The organism is Nakamurella leprariae (genome assembly GCF_016918035.1).
GTDB classification, from domain to species: Bacteria; Actinomycetota; Actinomycetes; order Mycobacteriales; family Nakamurellaceae; genus Nakamurella; species Nakamurella leprariae.
This window is the reverse complement of the sequence record NZ_JAERWK010000003.1, coordinates 19,279-30,605: the sequence shown is the minus strand read 5'-3', so window position 1 is coordinate 30,605 and position 11,327 is coordinate 19,279. Positions and strand designations below refer to the sequence as shown.

The window sequence follows — 11,327 nt, the reverse complement described above, 5'->3', positions numbered from 1 at the left end:
GACTCGACGACGAGGCGCACCGGTGCCAACGCACACCGGACGACGCGTCCTCGTCCGCCCGCCCCACCCCGCACACCACCGATGAGGACGCCATGGCCAAGGAACTGCGCTACAACACCGATGCCCGACGACTGCTCGAAGCCGGGGTGAACGCCCTTGCGGACGCGGTCCGCGTGACACTGGGGCCGAAGGGCCGCAACGCCGTGCTGGAAAAGCTGACCGGACCGCCCACCATCACCAGCGACGGCGTCACCATCGCCCGCGAGATTCAGTTGCGTGAACCGTTCGCCAACATGGGTGCGCAACTGGTGAAGGAGGTGGCCATGAAGACCAATGGGGTCGTCGGCGACGGAACGACGACCGCCACCGTGCTCGCCCAGGCGATGGTCCGGGAGGGCCTCAAGGCCGTCGACGCCGGAGCCAACCCCATGCGGGTGCGTCGTGGGATCGAGAAGACCGTCGTCCGCGTCGTCGACGTGCTCAAGGGGTGGAGTGCCGACGTCGCCAGCCAGGCCGATCTTGAGCACATCGCCACACTCGCCGCCAACGACGACGAGACCATCGGTGAGGTCATCGCCGAGGCGCTGACCCGCGTCGGCCGCTCCGGCGTCGTCACCGTCGAGGAGTCGGACACCTACGGCTTGTCCGTCGATGTCGTCGACGGCATGGAGTTCGACCACGGCTTCATCTCGCCCTACATGGTCACCGATCGTGAGCGGATGGAGTCGGTCCACGAGAACCCTTCGGTCCTGCTGACCAACCAGAAGATCGACTCCGTCCAGCAGCTCATGCCCATCGTCGAGATCTGCCAACGGTCCAGCCGTCCACTGGTCATCCTCGCCGAGGACGTCGAGGGCCCGGCGCTCCAACTGCTCACCGGCGGCAACATGCACGGCACGTTCCGGTCGGTCGTGGTGCGCGCACCGGGCTTCGGACACCGGCGCATCGCCGAACTCGAGGACCTCGCGGTCGCACTCGGGGGCGCGGTCGTGGCGAAGGACTCCGGACTCCAGTTCGGCGAGGTCACGGCCGACCACCTGGGTTCGTGCGACCGGATCACCATCACCGAGGGCAACACGACCGTCGTCGGCGGCCACGGCGACCCCGCGCTCGTCCGGGCCCGGATCGCCCAGATCAACGCACAGCTGGAGCGGGCCCGCATCGAGCACGACCAGGACAACCTGAAACTGCGTGCGGCCCGACTGTCGGGAACCGTCGCCGTGGTGAATGTGGGCGGCGCGACCAGCGTCGAACTCAAGGACCGCATGCTGCGCGTGGAGGACTCGCTCGCTGCCGCCCGAGCTGCCCTGGAGGAGGGCGTGGTGCCCGGCGGTGGGGCGGCCCTGGCCCACGCACGCGAGGTGGTCTCCAACGTCGATCTGGCCGGGGACGAAGTGATCGGCTATGACGTCGTCCGGGCCTCGCTCGGTGAGCCGCTCCGGTGGATCGCGATCAACGCCGGCCACGATGGGGATGAAGTGCTGGCGCGGGTCCCATCACTGCCGATCGACAGCGGGTTCGATGCGCTCGCCGGCGGTTACCGCGATCTCCGGGAGGCCGGCGTTCTCGACCCGCTCAAGGTCACCCGGGCCGCCCTGGAGAGCGCCGCGAGCATCGCGGCACTGCTGATCACCACCGAGACGGCGATCGTCGAGGAGATCATCGGCAATCCCGGGGCGATCATCGCCCCCGGCTTCGGGGACCTGGCCGAAGGAATGGTGCGTCCGTCGAACATCTACTGACTGTGGTCGCGGGGGCCGCTCGGACGAGCGATCACCCCAGACCCTTCAGCTCCTGCGCCCACCCTGGAACGGCGTCCCTCGGGTGGGCGCAGGACCCCTGGGGTGGAGTCCGACGGGCCTGGCGTGGGACGGAGCCGTTCTGGCACCGCGTCGCAGCTCCGTGGTCTTGGTGGCTCCACGGGACCCGGATCGGGCTGTTGGTGGGCCCGTGGACGCACCCGGACCCGAAGCTCTCCTGCTCGGTGACATCCGAACGATCTGTTCACGCCGCTCGTCCGGCTGGTTGTCGGTCTCGGTTGAGAGCACAGACCCGCTCGTACCAGGAGGTGCCTTGGTGAAGGCGATCGTTCATCCCGGCCCCGGCGGGGAGGTCTGGGACGCCGTCAATGACCCGGTCATCGAGTACCCCGACCACGCCGTCGTCAGTACTCGGGCCAGATCGCAGTGCGGAACCGATCTCCACATCCAGACGGGGAACATCGTCACCAGGCCGCCGACCGATCGGGCTGACATCGCCACTGGACACGAGGCATGCTTCTACGGAGACAACCCCCAGACCCGTGGGTGGACGGAGATCTCGCGATCGGCCTCGGGTGTGGAGATCGCTCGTGGGGTCGACAAGGGGTTGGATGCCGAGCACTGACTCCGTCAGATCTGCGCGGGCTGCTGGGACCAGCGCACCGGCTCCCACCCCGGTGACGTGCCGCCGCGTGGTGTCAGTCAAGGTCACGGCCGCGTGGGTGATCACGTGGAAGGGCCATCGTGTGATGGTCAGCGAGACCACGAAGGACACAGCGCACGATGGCCCTGGACCAGTCTGCCCTGCTGAAGGGGCTCGACGCACCGAAGGCCGCCGATGTCGACGACCGAATCCGGTCGGCGGCCACCCGCGGTGACGGATCAGGGCGGTTGGACGTGACCGGACTCGTGAACGATCGACCCGGAAATGGCAACGAGCTGCGGTTCTCGATCGAGCGTTACGATCAGACGTTCTTGCCCGCGGTGATAGCCGACTTGACGGCGATCGAGGCGAGATTTCCAGTCCGGGATCAGACTCCGACTCGGCGAGGACGTCGGTGGTGGTCACGCGGATCGTAGGGCCGTGCGAGTCCGCCTGGATACGTCGAATCATCGCCGACCGGCGTAGCGAGCCCCAGGTTGGCCGCCTCGTTCGGCGTGTTGTAGGTGACTTGGTAGCTGTAGCCGAGTGCGTCGGCGACCAGCGGTGGCGGGGCCTGCAGGACGAGTTCGGTGATGGCCCTGTTGCGGGTGCCACGCAGGTCGATGCCGAGGTCGCGGAGTCGGGTCATGATCGTGCCCGGGTGCAGGTGCTGTCCGGCGGTAGTGCCGGGGAACAGCCACGGGCTGTCCCGGCCGGTTCCCGTGCGCAGGTTCGGTCGATGCTCCGGGTGTTCACGCAGAAGCTCGGCGAACAGGTCGGGGACGGGTGCGGGTTCCCGGCCGAGGCTGATGTGCAGGCCGTTGGGCGTGTCGATCAAGGCCTCGGTGCGCAGCGCCGCGACGCGGACCAGTGGCTGCGCGAACAGCAGGAGCAGGGTGCCGGCGACGCGGTAGGGGAGCGTGTCGCTGGTGCCGGTGAGCAGTTCGCCGATCCAGGCGATCCGCTGGTCCTGCGTGATCGGCGGTGTCGTCCTGGCCACACGGTGCCCGATGCGCACGTTCTGGTTCACCCGCGTCATGCGGGCGACGACGAACAATGTCCGGATCGCGGTGCGGGTGGACGGCCCGGTGGCGAGCCATTCGTCGACGTCCTGCTGCGTGCAGGTGGCCGCGTCCCGGTCGTGCGTGGCGTCCAGCCAGGTGAGGAACTTGATGGTCTCGGTGATCTCCTGCTTGGCGGCGTGCGAAGGCGGCCAGGTGCGGGTCTCGGGCTGGCAGCGCCCCAGTGGACCAGCAGCGGCCGTAGGTGCTCGACGCTGCGGGCGCCGCTGGCCAGCTCGTCGAAGCCGGCGTGGGTCAACGGGATTCGCCCGGCGCCGAGGTCGCTGAGCAGCTGTGCACGGTGGGTGAGGGTTTTCAGGTCGGGATGCTTTCCGGGCGTTCGGCCGCGGCGAGGGCATCGACCAGCCGGCCAAGAGCGGGCGGACTGCCGGGAGTGAGCAGCAGGACGGCGAGGTCGTCGCGCAGGACGCACCGAGCGCACACGCCGCCGCGGTAGGGCTCGCCTTCGCAGCCGCATCGGAGGCAACGGAAGTCGACGTCGATGCCGGCGCAGTCGGCGCAGTGTGGCCCGTCGGGCGTTTCGGGTGGGCCCGGGAGCAGTCGGTCCTGTGTGCATCCGGGGCAGGTCCCGTGGAACGGTGCAGGTCTACGACTTACGCCGGTCAGACTAGAACCTGACATAATGTATCTTATCGGCGCTGTGGGAAAAGGGTGGTGGCGCCAGTCCTGAGGTTTCACGGACTGCCCTCATGACGAATCCCGGCAATCAGACCCACACCGGACAACTCCGCCCGGCGTGCGTGCGTGTTCGTCGGGCGTCGGGCACCGTCGTTCGTTCCGCGCCGTGCTTCCACCACGCCGGACGTCGCACGTAGCTGGTCTGACGGCGTTGTCGTCGCGTGCGGGATCCTGGCGTTGATTCGGCTGCACGAACGGCCACACCAACCCAACCCGAAGTCCGGTGCCCGCCATCGTCGTCTCGTCTGGACCCGTACGGCCTCAGCCGCTTTCGTCATGTGACGAATCACCATCGAGAATTGGGGGCGCGTTCGACCGTCGCCCGATTGAAGCCGGCGGCGGTGGCGACGTCCCGGATCGCGGTCTCCCCCGCCCCCACCGTGAGGACCGCGGCCGACGGTCGATCCCGAGCGGTCGAGGCAAGACTGCTCGACATCGCCGAGTCCTGGCTCGGTCCGGATCTTGACAGGGCCGGAACCCGTACCGCCCTACGCTCCGGCCATGCCAGCCTCCCGCCGCCGTCTCGTCGCGCCGCTCGCGATCACCCTGGCCGGAGGGCTCTCGGTGGCCGGCTGCGCGGCCCCGGCACGCACCGCGCCGGCGCCGGCGACCGCGGAGGCGGCTCCGTCGCCATCAGCACTGCCGGTCGCTGCGCCCGACGGAGCCGTCGACGGGGCGGCCGACGCGGTGATCGCCCTCGTCATCGAGCGGCTCGAGACCGCACCGCAGGTGGCGGCGTCCAAGCTGTTCAGCGGCCAGCCGGTCACCGACGCGGTGCGCGAGCAGGTCGTGATCGACGCAGCGGCCTCGGCCGCCACGGACGCCGGCGCCGACGTCGCCTACGTCACCGCGGTGTTCGCCGACCAGATCACGGCGAGCAAGGAGGTGCAGCAGGCACTCCTGGACGGCTGGGCGGCCGAGCCCTCCGCCGCGCCCACGACGGCGCCCGACCTGGCCACCGAGGTGCGACCCGTGCTCGACCGGATCACGACCGAGCTCGTGCCCGCGCTGGCGACGCTGCAGGCCTTCCGCGACGACGCCGGCTGTGCCGCGGCGGTCGACGACGCGCAGACGGCAACACCGGCGATGTCGGCCGAAGTGGCGGCGGCACTGCCGACCGCCGTCGCCTCGCTCTGCGACTGAGGCCCCGGTGAGCGGTCGGCCGAGACGCTCACCATCGACCGGGTCGCCGGCCGCCGAGCTCCCGCGTCACCCCGGCCGCCAGTGAGCCCAGCGCGGTGCTGACAGCGTCGTCGGACCACCGCGCCGTACTCGTGACGACGCCCACCGCGACCGCCCGACCGCGGGGTCCTGACCGGCGGCGAAGATCGGCGAGCCGAGACATGCCATTCCAAGCGCGGTCCCGTTCCCGTCGACCAAGGACACGTGGACCAACCTCGCTGCCGTTGAGCACGGACAGCACGACGGTGTCCTCCGGGGGGTCCATCGACCGGCACACTCCGCTGGAAGGCATGGAGGGGGTGCATGGACGCGATCCGACGGCGGCTGAGCTCCACCAGTCGGATCCCGAGCTCGTACCTGCCGTCGGCGGTCCGATCGACCAGCTGGGTGCGGAGCAGATGTTGTGGAACGCTATTGCGGGCCGGCTCCGACCAGCTCGCCGAAGGTGATCGTTCCACCGGTCTCGGCGAGGACGGCCAGGATGAGCGCGGCCTTGTCGATCGCCGGGTTGGGCGGCCTACGCGTGACCGGCGGCGGTTCCATCGGGGGTCTCCCGCCCGGTGCTGGCGTCGCCGGTCGGGACGGCCACCACCGCTGCCGCAGGCGCCAGGGTCCGCCCGTCGGCGTCCTCGGCCCGCAGGGTCACCTCGACGAGCTCCTCGGCGCCCTCGGTCCGGGTGCCGGTGACGGTGCCCCGCACCATCACCCGGGTGCCGCGCACCACCGCACCGCGGAACTGGGTCGACAGCGACACGATGCGGCAGTCGTCCCCCAGCCAGCGGTGCAGGGCGATGTGGAAGTATGCCCACGTGAGGTTGCCCATGCCGAACGCCGCCGGGTACCCCGCCGCACGGCCTTCGTCGTCGTCCATGTGGATGCCGATGAACTCGTCGTTCACCGCCGCGTAGCGGTTCCAGTGGGCGAAGCCGGATTCCCGCTCGAACGCCGGGAACTCGTGTCCGACCGCGAATTCCGAGGGGGTCGCAGCGGACGCGGAGGTCGGTGTCTCGGTCATGGTGCCCCTCAGTAGCGGATCGCGGTCTGGTCGACGGTCTTCACGGTGGTGCCGTCCTGGTTGATCCACACCGTGCGGATCACGGTGATCAGCATGCGACCCATCCGGCCCTGCTTCTCCGCGTAGGAGACGACCTGGGACTTCGACGAGATGACGTCGCCCGGTCGGATCCGCGGCCCGTAGGTGGTGTTCAGCCCCGCGTTGAGGTTCGTCGCCAGACCCGGGCCGGCGATGCCGAACCGGTGCTCGAGCCAATCGGGGTCGAACGTGCCGCGGCGGGCGGCCATCCCCGGCTCGGCGCTGAGCCAGGCGAACGGATTGAAGTCCTCCGGCGCCACGATCCCGCCGTGCACGCCGGTCCCGGCGGCGTCCTCGTCGTAGTAGTGCGCCGGGGGCGGGTCCGGGTAGTACACCGCGATGGCCCACTTCCGGATGTCCGAGGCCGACACCGGATACGACCGCGCCTGGTTGAACGGCCGGCCGATCAGGCCACGCATCTCCTCGGTGATCCAGCTCGTTGCTTCGTCCACGTCGCTCCTGCTCTCACTCGCTGTCGGACACTGGTCGTCCGGTCACCGCCGGCGTCGTCGTCGGCCGCAGCACGTCCGCGGTGTGCTCACCGAGCAGCGGCGCCGGTGCCAGCTCGAAGGCCAGCTCCGCCGACCGCACCGGCGGACCCGGCACCCGGAAGCGACCCGCCACCGGATGATCGACGTGGCGCCAGATGCCCGTGGCGGCGACCGTGTCCGAGGCGAGCAGCACCTCGGGCGTGGCAACGTAGGAGAACGGCGCGCCGAACTCCAGCGCAGCGTCGAAGACCTGCTGCATCGTCCGCTCCGCGCACCACTGGGCGACGATCGGACCGAGCTCGGATCCGACGAACTCGGCGTCGGTCATCCGCTCCAGCAGTTCCGGTCGGCCGATGGCGGCGAAGAACGCCGGCAGGTTCGGCGCGTTCACGAAGACCCCGACGTATCCGTCCACGCACTCGTACTGGCTCCAGATCGCCCGGGATCCGTTCCCCGAGCGGCTCGTGAACGCTACCGGCAGCGGATCGCGGTTGTAGGCCATCGGTCCCTGCGCCTCCATCGAACTGGCCTGGACCTGCTGCCCATCGATGCGGACGTACTGCCCGGAGCCGGTGCGGTCCCGCAGCCGGAGCCCGGCCAGCGCTGCGCCGTAGACGTGGAACGCTGCCTGCAGCTCGGCCTGGTTGCCGTAGCTCTTCAACGGCTCCCGATCCGGTTCTCCCATCAGCGACATCTGACCGCCGGTGGCGAAGGCCACGAGGTCGCTGGTGAGCCACCCGGACCGCGGACCGGTCTCGCCGTACGGCGACATCGACACGACCACGGCGTCCGGTGCCACTGCCTTCCACCACGAACGGTCGACGCCGAGCCGGGTCCGGTCGGCGTCCGGCACATCGACCAGCACGACATCGGCACCGTCGATCAGCGACCGCAGCCGGTCGCGCCCATCCGTCCTGACGAGATCGATCACGACTGAACGCTTCCCGCCGTGCAAGTAGAGGAACGCCGCGCTCGTCTCCGTGTCCCGGGCGCCGGGCGGGAACGGCCCGACCCGTCGGCTCGGGTCACCGGTCGGCGGCTCGACCTTGACCACATCGGCCCCGTACCCGGCCATCATCCGGGCGGCCAACGCGATCGCGGGCCCGGAGCCGACCTCGACCACGGAGATCCCCTGAAGTGGCCCGTTGTTCACTGCTGCTCCTGAAGGGGACGGGGTCGGCGCGCTCATCGGCCGGCCGGGCGCACGGCGACCACACCGGCCGCGTGGAGGGCGGCGATGTCGTCGTCGCTGTAGCCCAGCAACTCGCGCAGGACGTGGATGTTGTGCTCGCCGAGCCCGGGCGCCCGGGTCAACTCGATGTCGAGTCCGTCGAAGTCCCAGGTCGGTGCGGTCAGGCGGGTGACCCCGAGATGAGGGTGCGGAACCTCGACGAAGAAGCCACGTTCGATCAGATGCTCGTCCTCGGCGAGCGCGTCCGGTCCGAGAACGGGACCTGCTGGCACACCGGCCGCCTGCAACGCGTCGGCCGCCTCCGCGGCCGTGCGTCGTCGCGACCATGCCGCGATCGCCGCGTCCAGCTCGTCGTGCCGGTCCAGCCGGTCGTCCGTGGTCAACCCGGCCAGATCGGAGCGTTCGATCAGGGCGCACGTCGCTTGCCACTGGCTGTCGCTGGCCACGGTCACCGCCACCCAGGCGTCGGCGGAGTCCGCGTCGCTGCCGTCCGGACCCCGGGTCGGATAGACCCCCTGGGGTGCGACCGTGGCGCTGCGGTTGCCCATCCGGACGGGCGCCGACCCGAGCTGATGGCCGACCAGGGCGTCACCGATGAGTCCGATGAGGATGTTGCGCTGCCCCACCTCGATCTGCATGCCGACGCCCGTCCGGTCCCGCTGCGCCAGCGCGGTCAGCACCGCGGCAGCACCGCCCAGCCCGGCCACCGGATCGCCGTAGGAGATGCCCGACTTCTGCGGCGGGCCGTCGTGGTAGCCGTTGAGATGGGCCAGCCCGCCCATCTGCTCGACGTTGGGCCCGTAGCCGGGGAGCCCGCGCTCCGGCGGGACGTCGGAGTAGCCCGGCAGCGAGACCTGGATCAGCCGTGGGTTCTCCGCGTGCAGCACGTCCCACGCCAGGCCGAGTCGATCCAGCACGCCGGGGCGGAAGTTGTCGATCAGCACGTCGCTGATCGCGGCCAGCTGCAGCAGCAGCTTCTTGCCGGCGTCCTGACGGACGTCGATGGCGACGCCCATCTTGTTCCGGTTGTACTCGTGGAAGTAGCGGCTGGTGTCCCACGGCCGGTCGACGCTCTGGTCCGGGACGGTCAGGCTCCGCACCAGGTCGGTCCGGCCGGGTCCCTCGACCTTGATCACCTCGGCGCCCATGTCAGCGAGCTGCTTGGTGGTGAAGGGGCCAGCCCACACCATGGTCAGGTCGAGGACCCGGATCCCGGACAGCGGCAGATCCGTGCGTCGGGACGTCGGCGGTGGCGTGCCACCCGCCGGCTCCAGCATCTCGGTCACGACTTGTCCGCCGGGGCGTAGAAGTCGCGCCCGCCGTGCGGCACGGCGGGCAGCGCGTCGGGCGAGGTGATGACGTCGACGATGGCGATCCGGCCCGCCTGCTGCGCCTCCTTCAGCGCGGTCGACAGGTCTGCTGGGTCTTCCACCCGTACGGTCCAGGCGCCCAGCTGCCGAGCTACCTCGGCGAGGTCGACCCCGGTGAACCTCCACATCCGGTCGCCGGCCTCGGTGATGCGGTCACTGCCGCCCCAGGAGTGCTGGAAGATCTTCATGTCCTGGCTCAGCGACAGGTTGTCGTTCACCACGATGATCGGGGCGAGCCCGTGCCGGACGGCCGTCTCGATCTCCGAGAGGTGGTAGTACAGACCGCCGTCGCCGGTGAAGCACACCACGGTGCGGTCCCCCGCTGCCGCCTTGGCCCCGATGGAAGCCGGCAGCGACCAGCCGAGGCTGCCCGCGGCGCGGATGAAGGTCTGGGTCGGTCGCATGTCGATCATGCTGGCCGCCCAGATGCCGGCGTGACCGGTGTCGACCACGAGCACGCCGTCGCCGGGGAGGAAGTCGGTGATCTCACGGCAGATGCGCTCCGGCCGGACCTCCGGTCCCTGGTGGCCGAGCAGGTGGCCGTCCTGTTCCCGCCAGGCGGTCACGTAGCGGGCGGTCTCGGTCACCCAGTCGACGCGGGCGGCAGCTGGGCCGTCCGGCAGGGCGGCGATCAGCGCCTCGATCGCCGCGGCGGCGTCGGCCTGGATCGAGACCGTGTTGGGGTAGTTCCGGCCCAGCTGGGCGGGGTCGATGTCGATCTGCACCACGGTGGTGCCGCGAGCCGGCAACCGCCAGTTGTCGGTGACCTGGCTCCCGGTGCGGGTGCCGATGAAGATCACCAGGTCGGCTCGCTCCACCGTCTGGTTGGCTGACTGGCGCGAGGACGCACCGACGACTCCGACCGCGTGCGGACCGGTCTCGTCCAGCACGCCCTTGCCGTTCATCGATGTCGCCACCGGCACGCCGCACCGCTCGACCAGGGCTGCGAGCTGCGCCTGGGCGCCGGACATGCGGACGCCACCGCCCGCGACGATGACCGGCCGTTCGGCCTTGGCGAGCAGCTCGACCACCGCATCCACCGCCTCCGCTTCCGGGCCGGGACGGAACGGCGGGACGCCGGCGAACCGGGCTTCCGCGAGCTGGTGCTCGGCGATCTCATCGACCTCCAGCTCGGCGTCGAGGACACTGCCGGCCAGACCCTGCAGCTCGAGGTGCACCGGCCCCGGGCTCCCGCTAACCGCTTCCCGGATCGTCTGGCGGAGCAGGTCCGGCAATCGGTTGACGTCGCCCAGCTGCATGTTGTACTTCGTCAGCTGCTCGAAGATCGGGAAGTCCTCGATCTCCTGGTAGACGCCCTTGCCGCGGGTCGCCGGAGTGGTGCCGCCGGTCACGGCGACCACCGGAGACCCCGCCATGGCGGCGTCGCGCAGACCGGCGGCGAGGTTGGCCGCGCCGATGGTCTGGGCGAGGCACATGCCGGGTGCACGGTTGACCCGCGCATAGCCGTCGGCCATGTAGGCCGCGGCCTTCTCACCGTGCGCCATGACGCCGACGATGCCCAGCGAGTCCATCTCGGCCAGGGCCCGGACGGCGACGGTCGGCACCATGAACACGTGAGTGAGGCCATACGCGTCGAGCGCCTCGGCGAGATACCGGCTTCCGGTCTTCCTGGTCATGTGGCCTTCCGTTCCTGCGGGAGAGTCGGCGGGGAGGCCGCCGAGAAGTCGTCGGTGCTGGATCCGGGTCTCCGCCCTGGCCGGGAGCACGCCGACCGGCGGACTCGACCTGGCGCGGGTGGAGCACTGCACGGCATGGTCACGGTGACGCCGATCCATCCGGAGTCGATCTCGCGCTCCGGTCGTGATCGGGCGGCCA

Annotated in this window: 10 protein-coding genes; 3 read left to right on the top strand and 7 right to left on the bottom strand. The window is 70.3% G+C overall.

Annotation, left to right across the window (positions count from 1 at the left end; all coding sequences use genetic code 11):
• Positions 1–92: 92 nt before the first annotated feature.
• Positions 93–1,742: a chaperonin GroEL gene (groL, locus tag JL106_RS01390; protein ID WP_205258890.1), complete on the top strand. Its 1,650-nt coding sequence runs from the start codon at positions 93–95 to the stop codon at positions 1,740–1,742.
• 331 nt (positions 1,743–2,073) lie between these two features.
• Entirely contained in the window at positions 2,074–2,385 is a 312-nt protein-coding gene (locus JL106_RS01385; RefSeq protein ID WP_205258889.1) for a hypothetical protein, read from the top strand.
• A 406-nt stretch (positions 2,386–2,791) separates the two neighbouring features.
• Here JL106_RS01385 and JL106_RS01380 read toward each other — a convergent pair whose 3' ends face one another.
• Positions 2,792–3,460, bottom strand: coding sequence for a hypothetical protein (locus tag JL106_RS01380; protein WP_205258888.1), 669 nt, complete (start codon positions 3,458–3,460; stop codon positions 2,792–2,794).
• A gap of 1,204 nt (positions 3,461–4,664) precedes the next feature.
• Here JL106_RS01380 and aroQ point away from each other — a divergent pair.
• Positions 4,665–5,306 carry a gamma subclass chorismate mutase AroQ gene (gene aroQ, locus JL106_RS01375; RefSeq protein WP_205258887.1) on the top strand — a complete coding sequence of 214 codons (642 nt, stop codon included), beginning with the start codon at positions 4,665–4,667 and terminating at the stop codon, positions 5,304–5,306.
• Positions 5,307–5,756: 450 nt separating this feature from the next.
• Here aroQ and JL106_RS21415 read toward each other — a convergent pair whose 3' ends face one another.
• The 6 genes from JL106_RS21415 to JL106_RS01350 are packed head-to-tail and all read right to left on the bottom strand — an operon-like array spanning position 5,757 to position 11,128.
• Positions 5,757–5,888 carry a hypothetical protein gene (locus JL106_RS21415; RefSeq protein ID WP_268927915.1) on the bottom strand — a complete coding sequence of 44 codons (132 nt, stop codon included), beginning with the start codon at positions 5,886–5,888 and terminating at the stop codon, positions 5,757–5,759.
• Positions 5,863–6,360, bottom strand: coding sequence for a hotdog family protein (locus tag JL106_RS01370; protein WP_205258886.1), 498 nt, complete (start codon positions 6,358–6,360; stop codon positions 5,863–5,865). The genes JL106_RS21415 and JL106_RS01370 overlap by 26 nt, the downstream gene beginning before the upstream one ends.
• 8 nt (positions 6,361–6,368) lie before the next feature.
• On the bottom strand, positions 6,369–6,890 hold the full coding sequence (locus JL106_RS01365) for an FAS1-like dehydratase domain-containing protein (RefSeq protein WP_205258885.1): 522 nt from the start codon (positions 6,888–6,890) through the stop codon (positions 6,369–6,371).
• 13 nt (positions 6,891–6,903) lie between these two features.
• Positions 6,904–8,082 carry a CaiB/BaiF CoA transferase family protein gene (locus tag JL106_RS01360; protein ID WP_205258884.1) on the bottom strand — a complete coding sequence of 393 codons (1,179 nt, stop codon included), beginning with the start codon at positions 8,080–8,082 and terminating at the stop codon, positions 6,904–6,906.
• A gap of 32 nt (positions 8,083–8,114) precedes the next feature.
• Positions 8,115–9,398: a CaiB/BaiF CoA transferase family protein gene (locus JL106_RS01355; protein WP_236006532.1), complete on the bottom strand. Its 1,284-nt coding sequence runs from the start codon at positions 9,396–9,398 to the stop codon at positions 8,115–8,117.
• Positions 9,399–9,403: 5 nt separating this feature from the next.
• Positions 9,404–11,128, bottom strand: coding sequence for a thiamine pyrophosphate-binding protein (locus tag JL106_RS01350; protein ID WP_205258882.1), 1,725 nt, complete (start codon positions 11,126–11,128; stop codon positions 9,404–9,406).
• Positions 11,129–11,327: the final 199 nt, after the last annotated feature.